Genomic DNA, 15,141 nt, shown 5'->3' on the forward strand with positions numbered 1-15,141 from the left:
GGCGCCGCGCTGGCGTCATGCGGGCGTTCGCGTGGGCACGGGTGCCCACCCTACGGTTTGCTGGCCTTGCGGCCGGGCGCTGCGTCGAGTTTGCGGACTGACTGCCGCGGAGTCGGCGCAGAAGCGCCGTCTCCACAGATCACCCCAGCTGCGCCTCGCCCTGCGCCGCGATCTCGCGCAGCGCGCGCTCGAACACTTCCGGCGGCTGTCCGCCCGAGATCAGGTGGCGCTGGTTGATGACGATGGCCGGCACCGAGCGGATGCCCGCGCGCTGGAAGAAGTACTCGGCCTCGCGCACCTCGTCGGCGAATTCGCCGGACTCCAGGACGCGCCGGGCCTCGGTGGTGTCCAGTCCGACCTGGCCCGCCACGCGCACCAGCAGCTCGCGCGAGCTCGGGTCTTCGCAATGGGTGAAATAGGCTTCGAACAGGGCCAGCTTGAGCGCGTGCTGGCGGCCCTGGGACTCGGCCCAGTGCAGCAGGCGGTGAGCGTCGAAGGTGTTGTAGATGCGGCCGCGGCGCGCCATGTCGAAGGTGAAGCCGACCGCTTCGCCGCGCTGGCGGATGGTCTCGCGCGACTGCACCTGCTGCTCGAGCGTGGCGCCGTATTTCTCGGTGATGTGCTCGACGATGTCCTGGCCCTCGGGCCCCATGTCCTGGTTCAGTTCGAACGGCTGGAAATGCAGGTCGACGGTGACCTCGGGCGCGACGCGCTCGATCGCCTGCTCCAGCGACTTGAGGCCGATCGCGCACCATGGGCACGACACGTCCGACACGAAATCTATCCTTAATTGCTTGCTCACGCTACACCGCCTTCCTGAAATGAATACCGGCGCACAACGCGCCGGTCTCCGCCCCATATGGGCCTGCTTGCGGAACTATCAAGCTACTTTTTCTTGGCGCCCGCCGCCTTGCTGCCGATGCGCGACTCCTTGCCGGCGATCAGGTTGCCGATGTTCTTGCCGTGACGGAAGATCAGCAGCGCGCTCATCGCGGCCACGGCGAACAGGATCTCGTTCACGCCGAACAGCAGGCCATAATAGAAAGGCGCGAAGATCGAGGCGATCAGCGCCGCCAGCGAGGAATAACGGAAGGCGTAGGCCACGACCAGCCAGGTCACCAGGGTCGCCAGGCCCAGCCAGACGTTCAGGCCCAGCAGCACGCCGAGCGCGGTCGCCACGCCCTTGCCGCCCACGAAACGGAAGAACACCGGCCACAGGTGGCCCAGGAAGACCGCGATCGCCACCAGCGCGACGCCGCCGCGCTCGATGCCGTATTGCTCGCCGAACTGCACCGCCAGCCACACGGCCAGCCAGCCCTTGGCGGCATCGCCGACCAGGGTGGCGATCGCCGCCTTCTTGCTGCCGCTGCGCAGCACGTTGGTGGCGCCCGGGTTCTTCGACCCGTAGGTGCGCGGGTCGGACAGGCCGAACAGGCGGCTCATCACGACGGCGAAGGAAACGGAGCCGAGCAGGTAGGCGGCAACGACGGCGATCAAGGTAGTCATGTAATCTCTCTATTATTTCCCGTATGGAACGGGCTCGTGAATATACACCAGCCCGCAGCGCCGCGATAGTCAGTCGGCCAGCGCGCACTGCACCGGTTGCGCGCCCAGCACGTCGACCAGCACGCCCGGCGCCATGCCGACCAGGTAGCCGCGCCGCCCGCCGTTGATGTAGATCTTTTCCAGCGCGAGGACGCTTTCCTCGACGTAGACCGGCATCGCCTTGCGCGTGCCGAAGGGCGAGGTGCCGCCCACCAGGTAGCCCGAATGACGCTGCGCCACCTCCGGCTTGCACGGCTCGACCGACTTGCAGCCGATGGCGCGCGCCAGGTTCTTGGTCGAGACCTTGCAATCGCCATGCATGAGCACGATCAAGGGGCGCGCCGCCTCGTCCTGCATCACCAGGGTCTTGATGACGTCGTGTTCGGGCACGCCCAGTTCGCGCGAGGACACGGCCGTGCCGCCATGCTCCTCGTACGCGTAGGGATGCTCGGAAAAAGTCACCGCATGCTTGCGCAGGAACCCGGTGGCGGGCGTTTCTGATACGTGCTCTTTCTTGGCCATGCGTGATACGCTAAACACTGGAATAAGGGGTTTCTATTATGCAGCAAGAAATACGTTTTGCGACCTTCAACGTCTGCAACCTGGCGCCGCCGGGCGTGAAGCTCTACGACAACTTGCTGCCCACGACACCCGAGGAGTACGAGGCCAAGCTGAACTGGACGGCGCGCCAGATCGACCTGCTCGACGCCGACGTGATCGGCTTCCAGGAGATCTTTTCACAGGCGACGCTCAGGGAAGTGCTGGCGCGCAGCCGGCGCTACCGCGAAGCCTTCCACGCCGGTTTCGACCCCGACCCGGCCGCGATGCGCCTGACCCCGAGCGTCGCCCTGGTTTCGCGCCTGCCGCTGGTCTCGCCTGTTCCCCTGGCCGAATTCCCGCGCGGGATCGAGCTGCCGCCGGGCAGCCGCGATGCCGCCCGTTTCACCCGCGCGCCGCTGCACGCCGTGGTCCAGGCAACGCCCGACGTGGCGGTCGACGTGGTGGTGGTGCATTTGAAATCGCGCCGGCCCGACTACCGCACCGGCGACACCGGCGAAGATCCCGCCCTGTATGCGCTGGCCTGCCTGCGCTCCCTGATCCGGCGCGGCACCGAAGCCGCGGCCCTGCGCGTGCTGCTCACCGAGATGGGCCGCGCCAATCGCCGTCCACGCGTGGTGCTGGGCGACTTCAACGACGTCGCCGATTCGGTCACCACCAGCATCGTGCTCGGCGCCGGCACGCCGATGGCCGACCGCCTGTACGACGCCAGCCAGGTGCAGCGCCGCGTCGACCATGCGCGCCACCTGGGCTTTTCGAGCGTGCACGAGGGCCACTACTCGACCATCGACCATATATTGGTGTCGGAAGAATTCAATGCCGCGCTGCCGAACGCGATCGGCGAAGTGCTCGACGTGCTCTACCTGAACGACCACCTCGACCTGGAATTGCCGGAAGCCTCGGACCACGGCCAGGTGCTGGCGCGCATCCGCCTGTTCGACGAAAGCCACGGCCTCATGGACGCGGGGATGTGAAGGGTGGCGTGAGCGGAGGCGTGCCGCTCGCCGTCGCGGCGTAATGTCCCTGGTATTCGTCGCAGCCGTGCTGGCGCAGGTAGTGCAGCTGCTCGATCGTTTCCACGCCTTCCGCGACCACCCGCAATCTGAGGCTGCGCGCCACCGCGATGATGGCCGGGATCATGACGGCATGGTCGGGCGCGCGCGTGATCTCGTCGACGAAGCTGCGGTCGATCTTCAGTTTCGATAGCGGCAGCAGGCGCAGGCTGGTCAGGCTCGAAAAGCCGGTGCCGAAGTCGTCGATGGTCAGTTGCACCCCGCGCCCGCGCAATGCGTCGATGGTCTCGCGCGTGGCCGAGCCGCTGTTCATCACCACCGCTTCCGTGATTTCCAGGTCCAGGTATTCCGGCGCCAGGCCGGAGCCTTGCAGCGCCTCGTCCACGTAGTGGACCAGGTTGTTGTGGATGAACTGCACGTTCGACAGGTTGACCGCCACCACCATCGGATACCCCTGGTCGCGCCACTGGCGCGCCTGGCGGCAGGCTTCGCGCAGCACCCATTGGCCGATCGGCACGATCAGGCCGGATTCCTCGGCCGCATGGATGAACTGCTCGGGCAGCAGCAGGCCGCGTTCCGGGTCGCGCCAGCGGATCAGGGCCTCGACGCCGACCGTGCGTCCGCTGGCGATGTCGATCTCGGGCAGGTAGTCGAGCACGAACTCGTCGTTGGCGAGCGCGCGCCGCAGGCGGTTTTCCATCTGCACCCGCTCGTGCACGTGAGCATTCATGGCCGGGCTGAAGAAGCAGAACTCGTTGCGCCCGTTCTGCTTGGCGTGGTACATCGCCACGTCGGCATGGCGCAGCAGGGTCTTGGCGTCCTGGCCGTCGCTGGGACAGAGCGCGATGCCGATCGACACCGACAGGCTGATCTCGCGTCCGCTTGTCGCCACTGGCCGCGCCACCGACTGCATGACGGTGGCGGCCACGTGCGCGGCCTGGTCGGCGCCGCCGATGTCGGTCAGCAGCACCACGAATTCGTCGCCGCCCAGGCGGCTGACGGTATCGACCCCGCGCACGCAGCGCGTCAGGCGCAGCGCCACTTCCTGCAGGACGGCGTCGCCGGCCTCGTGGCCATGGGTGTCGTTGATGGCCTTGAAATGGTCGAGGTCGAGGAACATCAGGGCGAACTCGGCGTGCTGGCGGCGGTTGCCGGCCAGCGCCTGGGCCAGCCGGTCCATGAACAGCACCCGGTTGGGCAGGCTGGTGAGCGGGTCATGGTGGGCCAGGCGCCGGGCCTCCTCTTCCATGCGCTTGCGGTCGGTGATGTCGGACAGCAGCGCCATGTAACTGGTGACCGCGCCTTGCGCATCGCGGATCGCCGACAGCGAGGCGCGGATCGGGAAGGTGGCGCCGTCGCTGCGCACGCTCCACAATTCGCCCTCCCAGTGATCGTGCCGGTCCATGTGGCGCAGGATGCGGTCGTAGAAGGTCTGGTCGTGCACGCCCAGGCGCAGGCTGGGCAGGCTGGCGCCGATGATCTCGTGCGCCTGGAAGCCCGTCATGGTCGTGTATGCGCGGTTGACCGCCAGCACGTGGTAATTGCCGTCCATGACCAGGATGGCGTCGCGCGAATTGTCGAACACCAGCGCGGCCTGCTGCAGCGTGCCTTCCATCTCCTTGCGTGCGCTGATGTCCATTTCCATACAGAACACCTGCTGCGTCCCGCCCGCTTCCATTACCGGAAAATGGCTGGAGTGCAGCCACAGGCGGCGCCCATCCGGCCGCTCCACGTGCCACTCGCGCGCGGGCGGCGCCTGCAGGCTGGACCAGATGGCCGCGAGGGTGCGGTCGAATTCGTCCTGCTGCTCGAGGTGCGACACCAGGCTGGCGAAAGGCTGGCCGAGCGCCTGCTGCGCCGGTACGCCGAACAGTTCGGCGCAGGCGCGGTTCCAGAAGCGCACGATGCCGCCGCGGTCCTGGCTGTGCACGGCCACTGCGGGCGTCAGCTCGATCGCCGCCACGAAGCGGTAGAGCGCGTCGAGCGCGTCCCGGCCCTGGCCGTCGGGCAAGGCCAGCGGCGGTGGCGGCGGTCCCGGCGCGTCGTCGTTCACAAGAAGCCTTTCTATAGGAAAACCTGGCGGCCGTGCCGCCCACATCTCCCCATTCTTGTCCAGGCACCGTATCAGGCTTTTGCGGGCACGCAAAGGCCCACAAAAGCCGCGGCCGCTTCCCGGCGCCCGGGGTTTGCCAACGTCTGGTCCGCTTTTTCTGCACTTCAGCGTCCGGAAACGCCTGCTTGTCGCATTCCGTTGGCGCTGCAAGTTGCCATTTTCTATAGTCCTCACAATGCGCACGGAGCTCCGCCTTGCACACAAAGCGGAGCACGGGCGCGCCCTTCCGCCTTTCCCAACAATACAAACAACGGCCGCCATGAAAATCGAAACCTTGCCGCTTGCTAATGCGACTCCCCTCTCAACCCGGCGCCGCTGGCGCAAGCCGGCCATCGCGCTGGTACTGGCGCTGCTTGCCGCCGGCGGCTGGTATGCGTTCGCCGGCAAGGGCCAGCCGGCCCCGGCCGCATCCGCGGCGAAGGCGGCGCCGAAGACGCCCGTGTTCGAACTGGCCCACAACGACGTGGTGACGGTCGAGTCGCGCGAGCTGGCGCTGCGCCTGCCGCTGTCGGGTGCGCTCTCGCCGCTGGCCCAGGCCACGGTGAAATCGAAGGTCTCGGGCGTCGTGCTGGAGACCACCGTGCGCGAAGGCATGAACGTGCAGGCCGGCCAGGTCATCGCGCGCCTGGACGACGCCGACGCGCGCGCCCGCGTGGCGCAGCAGCAGGCGGCGCTGAAGGAAGCCAACGCACGCCTGGCGCTGGCCACCAAGAACGAAGCCAACAGCCAGGCCCTGCTGGCGCAGAAGTACATTTCGCAGAACGCCTTCGACACCACGCGCAACAGCGTCGAGCTGGCGCAAGCCGCGGTGGACGCCGCGCGCGCCCAGCTCGACCTGGCCCGCATCGCGATGAACGACACCGTGATCCGCGCCCCGCTTTCCGGCGTGGTCAGCAAGCGCTTCGTGCAGGCCGGCGAAAAGCTCTCGCCGGACAGCCCGGTGATGGCGATCGTGGATCTGGCGCACCTGACGCTCGACGCCCAGGTGCCGGCCTCCGACATCCCGCGCGTGCAGGTCGGCCAGGACGTGCGCTTCAAGGTCGACGGCTTCGATGCGCGTGAATTTTCAGGCAAGGTGGCGCGCATCAACCCGGCGGCCGAAGCCGGTTCGCGCGCCATGCTGGTGTATATCAGCGTCGCCAACGACGACGGGCTGCTCCGCGCCGGCATGTTCGCGAAGGGCCAGATCACCACCGAGAAATCCAGCGCGCGTCCGATCGTGCCGCTGGCGGCCCTGCGCAAGGATGGCGCGCGCGACGTGGTCTACCGCGTCGACGGCGGCAAGGTCGTGGCCCAGCCGGTCGAGCTGGGCATGCGCAACGACGACGAGGGCCTGGCCGAGGTGACCGGCGGGCTCGACGCCGGCGCGGTGCTGCTGGCGGTGCCGCTCGACGGCGTCAAGCCGGGCACGCAGGTGAAGCTGGCCGGGACCGCGCCGGCGAAACCGGCTGCCAAGCCGGACGCCAAGGCCGAGGCGGTCATCGTCGCGAAAAAGGACTGAGCCATGTGGATCACCAAAGTCAGCATCCGCCACCCCGTCTTCGCGACCATGGTCATGGTCGGCCTGATGGTGCTCGGCCTGTTCTCCTACCGCTCGCTGGGCGTGGAGAGCATGCCGAACGTCGATATTCCGTTTGCCTGGGTCGAGACCCAGTATCCGGGCGCCTCGCCGGAGCAGGTCGAGAACGACGTCACGCGCCCGATCGAGGAAGTCGTCAACACCGTCAGCGGCATCAAGAACATCCGCAGCAATTCCTGGGAAGGCCGCAGCGGCGTCTCGGTCGAGTTCCACATCGCCACCAACATGGACAAGGCGATGCAGGACCTGCGCGACAAGATCGCGCGCGTGCGTCCCGGCTTCCCGAAGGAGGTGAAGGAACCCTTCGTCATCCGCGCCGACGGCGAGAACCAGCAGCCGGTGGTGCGCCTGTCGGTGACCTCCAACGAACGCGACATGCGCGCCCTGTCGACGCTGGCCGAGCAGGTCATCGTCAAGCGCCTGCAGAGCGTGGCCGGCGTGGGCGAAGTGCGCACCGGCGGCGTGGCGACGCGCCAGATCCTGGTGCACGTGAAGCCCGAGCAGCTGCGCAGCCAGAACATCGGCATCGACGAGGTGTTGCGCGCGATCCAGGCGACCAACGCCAACCTCCCGGCCGGCAACCTGCAGTACGGCGCCGCGGAACGCCTGGTGCGCGTGGAAGGCAAGATGCGCGAGGCGCGCGAGTTCAACAACATCATCGTCGCGCGCCGCGCCAGCGGTCCGGTCTACCTGTCGCAGGTGGCCGACGTGGTCGACGGCGAACGCGAGGAAACCTCGATCTCGCGCGTCAACGGCGTGCGGGCGATTTCGCTCGACGTTACCAAGGTGCAGGATGCGAACACCGTGCAGGTCGGCACCGGCGTGATCAAGATGGTCGAGGAGATGCGCAAGACCCTGCCCGCCGACGTGCATTTCCGTATCATGGACGACCAGTCGACCACGGTGCAGCAGCAGCTCGACAACGTGAAGCGCACCATCATCGAAGGCGCCATCCTCACCATGGTGATCGTGTTCCTGTTCCTGCATTCCTGGCGCAGCACGGTGATCACCGGCCTGACGCTGCCGATCTCGGTGCTGGCCTCCTTCATCGCCATGCGCTACTTCGGCTTCACGCTGAACTTCCTGACCCTGATGGCGCTGTCGCTGTGCATCGGCCTCCTGATCGACGACGCGATCGTGGTGCGCGAGAACATCGTGCGCCACCTCGGCATGGGCAAGTCCCACATGCGCGCCGCCGAGGACGGCACCAACGAGATCGGCCTGGCCGTGATGGCGACCACCTTCGCCATCGTCGCCGTGTTCGTGCCCATCGCCTTCATGGACGGCATCATCGGCCGCTTCTTCCTGCAGTTCGGCGTGACCGTGGCGGTGGCGGTGCTGGTGTCTCTTTTTGTGAGCTTCACGCTCGACCCGATGCTGTCCTCGGTGTGGCCGGACCCGGTCAAGGACCGCTTCAAGTACCTGCCGTGGCTGGGCCGCCTCATGGCGAAGACCGAGCACGGCATCGAGCGCGTCCACGTCTGGTACGGCCGTGTGCTGGCGCTGGCCCTGCGTTGGAGGAAATCGACCCTGGCGCTGGCGCTGGCGGTGTTCGTCGGCAGCCTGGCGCTGGTGCCGATGATCGGCGGCGAATTCGCGCCGAAGACCGACAACGGCTTCATCGAGATGCGCTTCAAGACCCCGGTCGGCTCCAGCCTGGCCTACACCGACGGCAAAGTCAAACAGGTCGAGGACATCCTGCGCGAGTACAAGGAAATCGACGCGATCAGCAGCGCGATCGGCATGTACGAAGGCCACAACAGCGCCCAGGTGACCCTGAAGCTCACCGACGTGAAAAAGACCAAGCGCCGCTCGCAGGAAGAGATGGAGTCCGTCATCCGCGAACGCCTGTCCTCGATCGCCGGCATCACGATGTCGGTCGGTAACAAGCCGATCTTCATCGCGATCCTCGGCCGCGACGAGGCCAAGCTCGACGCCGTCGCCCACAAGCTGATGGACAAGATGCGCGCGATCCAGGGCGTGGCCGACATCGAGTACAGCCAGGAAGGCGCGAACCCGGCGACCGTCATCCGCATCAACAACGAGCTGGCCAGCGACCTGGGCCTGTCGGTGCAGCAGGTCGGCGCGGCGCTGCGCCCGTTTGTCGCCGGCGACGAGATCAGCCAGTGGCTGGCGCCGGACGGCCAGAACTACCAGGTCAACGTCCAGCTGCCGCGCAGCGGGCGCCAGAAGGTGGCCGATCTTGCCGACCTGTCGCTGGCCTCCTCGCGCGTCGATGCGAGCGGCAACCCGATCATGGTGCCGCTGCGCCAGGTGGTCGAGTTCGTGCCTTCGTTCAGCCCGCAGGTGCTCAAGCGCCAGGCGCTGGAACGCCGGGTCGCGATCTACGCCGGCGTCGAGGGCCGCCCGTCGGGCGACGTGAACGCCGACATCGACAAGGCCATGAAGTCGATCGAACTGCCGGAAGGCGTGCGCTTCGACGTCGGCGGCGACGCCCAGCAGATGGCCGAGACCATGGCCAACTTCGGCTCGGCGCTGGTGATCGCGATCATCTTCATCTACCTGGTGCTGGCCTCGCAGTTCGGCAGCTTCCTGCAGCCGATCGCGATCATGATGTCGCTGCCGATGTCGCTGATCGGCGTGCTGGTGGCGCTCCTGGTGACGGGCAGCACCCTGAACGTGTTCTCGGTGATCGGCGTGGTGATGCTGATGGGCCTGGTGACCAAGAACGCGATCCTGCTGGTGGACTTCGCGAACCACGGCCAGCGCGAGGGCAAGGGCCAGTTCGCGGCGATCCTGGAAGCCGGCCAGGTGCGCCTGCGCCCGATCCTGATGACGACGCTGGCGATGATCTTCGGCATGCTGCCGATGGCGATCGGCGCCGGCGACGGCGGCGAAACGCAAGCGCCGATGGGCCGCGCGGTGATCGGCGGCGTGATCACCTCGACCCTGCTGACGCTGGTGGTGGTGCCGGTGGCCTACAGCTACCTCGACAACCTCGGCAAGCGCGCCAAGCGCTGGTTCGCCAAGGGGCACGAGGAAGTGGCGGACGAGGTGCCGGTCATTGCCAAGGAAGGCGTATAAAACAGATGTAGAGAGACCCGTAGGGTGGGCGGCTCCACCTTACCGGCCATGATGATGTGACATTTGCGCCGCCCACGCGTTCAAGCGGCAGGAAATCCGCCGCGGCATCTCATACGATCGTTGAACGCGTGGGCGGCGTTATGGCCGCCATGACGCACGCACCGGGGTGGAGCCGTCCACCCTACGATTGCTCCTGCGGCTCGGCCGTTTCCTCGCTTCCGGCCTCCACCTGCACCCCCTCCGCCGGCTTCGGACTGGTCTTCGCCTCCAGCTTGCGCCGCGCTTTTTCCTCTGCCTTGCGCTTCTTTTCCAGTTCCCGTTGCCGCTTTTCGTATTGGAAGTTGGTCTTTGCCATGATTTCCTCGTGTGCAAGCTGACATGAAAGGATGATGCCGAACTCGAACTATTATGCGCCAGTTATGCTTCCAGGATTTGAATTAACCACGTGGGTGGTGACGTGCATGCAGGTGCTTAAGGCGCTCGCGCGCAACATGGGTATAAATCTGTGTGGTTGAAATATCGGAGTGGCCCAGCAGCAATTGCACCACGCGCAGGTCGGCGCCGTGGTTCAGCAGATGGGTGGCGAAGGCATGGCGCAGGGTGTGCGGCGACAGCGGCGCGCGGATGCCCGCCCGCAGCGCGTGTTTCTTGATGAGGATCCAGAACATCTGGCGCGTCATCGGTCCCCCGCGCCCCGTGACGAACAGCGCGTCGTCGACCTGGCCGTTGAGGATGATGCCGCGCGCGTCCTTCAGGTAGCGCTCGATCCAGTTCCTGGCCTCGGCCCCGAAGGGGACGAGGCGCGTTTTACTGCCCTTGCCGGTGATGCGCAGCACGCCATCGTTCAGGCTCAGTTCGACCAGTTTCAGGGCCACCAGCTCCGACACCCGCAGGCCGCTCGCATACATCAGCTCGAGCATGGTGCGCTCGCGCAGCCCGAGCGGGGTCGACACGTCGGGCGCCGCGAGCAGCGCCTCGACCTGTTCTTCCGTGAGCGTGTGCACGAAGCGCTGCGGCTGGCGCGCGGTGGCCATCTTCAGGCAGGGATCCTCCGCCACCTGGTTGCGGCGCAGCGCCAGCTGATAAAAGCGCTTCAGGACCGACAGGCGCCGGTTCGCGGTGCTCGGCTTGGTGTCGGCATGGCGTTCGGCGAAGTAGCCGGCCAGGTCCTCGGGGCCGGCCGCGAGCAGGCCGCGTCCCGGCCGCTTCGTCTCCAGCCAGCCGGCGAACAGGCGCAGGTCGCGCCGGTAGGCGTCGAGCGAGTTCTTCGCCAGGCCGTGTTCCAGCCACAGCGTGTCGCAGAACTCGTCGATCAGTCCCAGATCGACTGCTGCTGCCATGGGGATGCGGTGGCGCCCTCGTGGCGCAGGAGCCAGCGCTTGACCGAGAGGTGGAAGCCGTTCTCGTCGTCGTTGCTGGCGAAGCCGCCCAGGCCGCGCGCGGCGGTCACGCGGTGGCAGGGAATGACGAGCGGGAACCAGTTGGCGCCGCAGGCCTGGCCGACCGCGCGCGGCGCCGAACCGAGCTCCTTGGCGAGGATGCCGTAGGTGCGCACGGTCCCGCGCGGGATCGCACTAATCGCTTCCCAGACGCGGCGCTGGAAGACGCTGCCGGCTTCCATCAGCGACAGGTCGAAGGCGAAATCGGGGTCCGCCAGGTAACGCTCGACCTGGCGCGCGGCCAGTTCGGCCGTCGGATTTTCCGGCGCCTTGTCGCCGAAACGCGGTTGCAGGTAGACCAGTTCGCGCACGCGCTCGGCCTCGGTGCGGATGCCGATCGCGCCGAAAGGCGCCGGCACGATGGCGGAAAACAGCTCGCTGCCTTGTGGTGTATTCATGGTGCGCAGTTTACTCCTGGCGCCGTCCATCCACCACTGTTTTTCGCTGAAGCAATTGCCCGTCCGTGGCGTCCCATCCATGGGAAAACGACTATCCTGTCATCAAACATCGACACGGACCATATGCCGCGCGCACTCTGCCTCCTGGTTTTCGTTTCGCTGCTTGGCTTGCTGGGCCAGGCCGGCGCCCAAACGCCCGCGCCGTTGCGGGTCGGTGTCTACGCCAACGCACCCAAGGTGTTCATGAACGAGGACGACCAGCCGGCCGGCATCCTGGTCGAGCTGCTGCGCGAGATGGCCAGCGCCGAACGCTGGACGCTCGAGTTCGTACCCTGCGAATGGCAGGACTGCCTCGACCTGCTCGCCGCCGGGCGCATCGACCTGCTGCCCGACGTCGCCTGGTCCGAGGGACGCTCGCGCGCCTTCGCCTTCCACCGCATCCCCGCCCTGCACAGCTGGTCGCAGATCTACGCCCCGCCCGGCAACGCGATCCGCTCGCTGCCGGCCCTGAAGGGCAAGCGCGTGGCGGTGCTGGCCGGCTCGGTCCAGGCCCAGAACCTGCCCGCCGTGCTCGAAGGGTACGATGCCGGCGTGATCGTGCTGCCGGTCTCCTCGCTCGAGCGCGCATTCACGATGGCCGCGCGAGGCGAGGCCGACGCGGTCGCCGCGAACCACTTCTTCGGCGACCTGCAGGCCGCGCGCCACGGGCTCGATGCGACCGCGGTCGTGTTCAATCCGGCGCGCCTGTACTACGCCGCCACGCCGGGACGGCACCAGGCGGTGCTCGACGCCATCGACCGCCACCTGGCGGCCTGGCGCGCCGACCCGGATTCGGTGTACTTCGCCACCCTGCGCCGCTGGCAGGCCGCCGACACGACGCAAGCCGCGCCCTCGCGCCTGTGGTGGGCGCTGGCGGTGGCGGTCGGCCTGCTGCTCTCGAGCCTGGCGCTGGCGAGCTGGCTGCGCAGCCAGGTCGCGGTGCGCACGCGCGAACTGCGCGAGAACGAGGAAAAGCTCAACACCATCCTCGACAGCGTCGACAGCCTCATCTACATCAAGGACACCCAGTCGCGCTACCGGTACGTCAACGGCGAGATGTGCCGCCTGCTGAACCGCCCGGCCAGCACCATCATCGGCCAGGGCGACGAAGTGCTGTTCGGCCCGGCGCTGGCGCGCATGACGCGCGAGAGCGACCGCGTCACGCTTACCGAGCAGCGGCGCCACGTGGTCGAGGAACGCATCGGCGAGAAGATCTACCTGACCACCAAGGTGCCGCTGGCGCGCGACGGCGAGCTGTATGGACTGTGCGGCATCACCACCGACATCACGCCCAACAAGCAGGCCGAGGAATCGCTGCGCATCGCCGCCACCGTGTTCCAGTCGGGCGAAGGCATGTGCGTGCTCAGCCCCGAAGCGACGATGGTCGAGGCCAACGAAGCCTGGGGCCTGCTGGTCGGCTGCCCGGCCGCCGAACTGCCCGGCACGCCCTTTCCCCCGTTCTCGCTGGAGCAGGACGGCGACGACTACCGCGAACGGATGTGGGCCACGGTGCGGCGCGCGCACACCTGGCAGGGCGAAGTCTGGACCCGGCGCCGCAACGGCCAGCCCTACCCGGCCTGGCTGACGGTCAGCGCGGTGCGCAACGCCGACGGCGAGCTGACCAATTTCGTGTGCACCCAGTCCGACATCAGCGCGCGCAAGCAGGCCGACGAGAAGATCGTCCAGCTGGCCTACTACGACTCGCTGACCGGACTGCCGAACCGGCGCCTGCTGTACGAGCGCCTGCACCACTGCATCGGCCAGCACGGGCGCAACCGCCGCGTCGGCGCCCTGCTGTTCCTCGACATGGACAACTTCAAGGACCTCAACGACAGCCGCGGCCACGTGGTCGGCGACCACCTGCTGCAGCAGGTGGCGGCGCGCCTGCTGCTGTGCGCGCGCGAGAGCGATACCGTGGCGCGCCTGGGCGGCGACGAATTCGTGATCCTGCTCGAGGCGCTCGGCGCCAGCGAGGAGGAGGCGACGCGCCATGCCGAGGCGGTCGGCCACAAGATCCTGGCGGCGCTGCGCGAGCCGTTCGAGGTCGGCGGCGCCGCCCACCACGCCAGCTGCAGCATCGGGGTCACGCTGTGCACCGGCCACGAACAGCAGCTCGACGACCTGATGCGGCGCGGCGACCTCGCCATGTACGAGGCCAAGCGCCAGGGCCGCAACACGCTGCGTTTCTTCCACGGCTCGATGGAGCTGGAGGTGACCTACCGCACCGCGATCGAGACCGAGCTGCGCGAAGCGCTGCGCCAGTCGCAGTTCGTGCTGCACTACCAGGGGCAGGTCGATGGCGACGGCGTGCTGACCGGGGCCGAGGCCCTGGTGCGCTGGCAGCATCCGCAGCGTGGCCTGATCGGACCGGCCGGCTTCATCGCGATCGCCGAGACCTCCGGGCTGATCGTGCCGCTCGGGCGCTGGGTGCTGCGCACGGCCTGCGAGCAGCTGGCCCTGTGGGCCGCCACACCGGCCACCGCCCACCTGACGCTGGCGGTCAATGTCAGCGTGCGCCAGTTCCTGCAGGGCGACTTCGTCGAGGAGACGCTGGCGATCGTGCGCGCCAGCGGCGCCGACCCGGCGCGCCTGAAGCTGGAACTGACCGAGACCCTGATGATCGAGGGCGTCGAAGAGACGATCGACAAGATGCGCGCGCTGCGCGAACACGGCATCGGCTTTTCGCTGGACGACTTCGGCACCGGCTACTCGTCGCTGAGCTACCTGAAGCGCCTGCCGCTGGACCAGCTGAAGATCGACCAGAGTTTCGTGCGCGACGTGCTCGACGACCCGAACGACGCCTCGATCGCGCGCAGCGTGGTCGCGCTCGGCAAATCGCTGGGGCTGGGCATCATCGCCGAAGGGGTGGAAACCGAGGCCCAGCGCTGTTTCCTGGCCGAGATCGGCTGCGATGCCTGGCAGGGCTTCCTGTTCAGCCGGCCGGTGGATGCGCGGACGCTGGAGGAGCTGGCGGCGTGATCGTGGGCTGTGGCCGCGGCAGGCTTTGCGGGCGATGGGCCGCCGCCGCTGTCCGCCGGATGGCCGCGTAACGCGTGGGCACGGGGTGCCCACCCTACGAAAACGCGGCGTCTCAGGTGCGCAATTTGAGGATACAGCGCTCCCCGTAGGGTGGGCACGTGTGCCCACGCGGTCCAGGCTCATCCGCGAGCCCGCGACAGCGAGACATCGCCCGCAGCTGCATCCGCCAGCCGCGCAAAAAAAAAAGCGCACCAGGTGCGCTTTTGAATCATGGTCACGTCCCGGCCGCTAGGCGTACCCGCAGCTTCTGTCGAACGTGTGTCTCCTCACATGATCTCCGGTATGGACTACCGTGCTTTTCTCTCACTCCCCAAGACTTGTGTCCGGTTTGCCCGCACCACTCTGGTGCCGACAGCGCTCAATCATAACGCAA

At 67.4% G+C, this 15,141-nt stretch carries 11 protein-coding genes; 4 read left to right on the forward strand and 7 right to left on the reverse strand.

Annotated features, from left to right (window positions below; genetic code table 11):
* Nucleotides 1-139: 139 nt before the first annotated feature.
* From RT688_RS12420 to RT688_RS12430, 3 genes are all read right to left on the reverse strand, one after another.
* Nucleotides 140-802 carry a DsbA family oxidoreductase gene (locus RT688_RS12420; protein ID WP_313705188.1) on the reverse strand — a complete coding sequence of 221 codons (663 nt, stop codon included), beginning with the start codon at nt 800-802 and terminating at the stop codon, nt 140-142.
* Between the two features lie 83 nt (nt 803-885).
* Entirely contained in the window at nt 886-1,506 is a 621-nt protein-coding gene (gene plsY / locus RT688_RS12425; RefSeq protein WP_313705189.1) for a glycerol-3-phosphate 1-O-acyltransferase PlsY, read from the reverse strand.
* Nucleotides 1,507-1,575: 69 nt separating this feature from the next.
* Complete coding sequence (locus RT688_RS12430) at nt 1,576-2,067, reverse strand: aminoacyl-tRNA deacylase (RefSeq protein ID WP_313705190.1); 492 nt, start codon at nt 2,065-2,067, stop codon at nt 1,576-1,578.
* Nucleotides 2,068-2,105: 38 nt separating this feature from the next.
* Between RT688_RS12430 and RT688_RS12435 the strand changes: the two genes are divergently transcribed.
* The gene (locus RT688_RS12435; RefSeq protein ID WP_313705191.1) at nt 2,106-3,077 is read left to right on the forward strand and encodes an endonuclease/exonuclease/phosphatase family protein; all 972 of its coding nucleotides are present in this window, start codon (nt 2,106-2,108) and stop codon (nt 3,075-3,077) included.
* Here the strand turns inward: RT688_RS12435 and RT688_RS12440 are convergent.
* Complete coding sequence (locus RT688_RS12440; protein ID WP_313705192.1) at nt 3,058-5,169, reverse strand: EAL domain-containing protein; 2,112 nt, start codon at nt 5,167-5,169, stop codon at nt 3,058-3,060. The genes RT688_RS12435 and RT688_RS12440 overlap by 20 nt on opposite strands.
* 319 nt (nt 5,170-5,488) lie before the next feature.
* Here RT688_RS12440 and RT688_RS12445 point away from each other — a divergent pair, with 319 nt between their 5' ends.
* Nucleotides 5,489-6,730 carry an efflux RND transporter periplasmic adaptor subunit gene (locus tag RT688_RS12445; RefSeq protein WP_313705193.1) on the forward strand — a complete coding sequence of 414 codons (1,242 nt, stop codon included), beginning with the start codon at nt 5,489-5,491 and terminating at the stop codon, nt 6,728-6,730.
* A gap of 3 nt (nt 6,731-6,733) precedes the next feature.
* Nucleotides 6,734-9,853, forward strand: coding sequence for an efflux RND transporter permease subunit (locus tag RT688_RS12450; protein WP_313705194.1), 3,120 nt, complete (start codon nt 6,734-6,736; stop codon nt 9,851-9,853).
* A 181-nt stretch (nt 9,854-10,034) separates the two neighbouring features.
* Here RT688_RS12450 and RT688_RS12455 read toward each other — a convergent pair whose 3' ends face one another.
* The 3 genes from RT688_RS12455 to RT688_RS12465 form a co-directional block, all read right to left on the reverse strand.
* Nucleotides 10,035-10,208 (reverse strand): hypothetical protein, encoded by a 174-nt coding sequence (locus tag RT688_RS12455; protein ID WP_313705195.1) that lies wholly within the window; start codon nt 10,206-10,208, stop codon nt 10,035-10,037.
* A gap of 82 nt (nt 10,209-10,290) precedes the next feature.
* A complete protein-coding gene (gene xerD, locus RT688_RS12460; RefSeq protein ID WP_313705196.1) occupies nt 10,291-11,193 on the reverse strand; it encodes a site-specific tyrosine recombinase XerD in 903 nt (300 codons plus the stop codon).
* Complete coding sequence (locus RT688_RS12465; protein ID WP_313705197.1) at nt 11,166-11,690, reverse strand: methylated-DNA--[protein]-cysteine S-methyltransferase; 525 nt, start codon at nt 11,688-11,690, stop codon at nt 11,166-11,168. The genes xerD and RT688_RS12465 overlap by 28 nt, the downstream gene beginning before the upstream one ends.
* A gap of 123 nt (nt 11,691-11,813) precedes the next feature.
* On the opposite strand from RT688_RS12465, the gene RT688_RS12470 reads away from it, so the two are divergent.
* Nucleotides 11,814-14,708 carry an EAL domain-containing protein gene (locus RT688_RS12470; protein ID WP_313705198.1) on the forward strand — a complete coding sequence of 965 codons (2,895 nt, stop codon included), beginning with the start codon at nt 11,814-11,816 and terminating at the stop codon, nt 14,706-14,708.
* The last annotated feature ends 433 nt before the right edge of the window (nt 14,709-15,141 follow it).

Source organism: Massilia sp., from assembly GCF_032106685.1.
Taxonomy (GTDB): Bacteria; Pseudomonadota; Gammaproteobacteria; order Burkholderiales; family Burkholderiaceae_D; genus Telluria.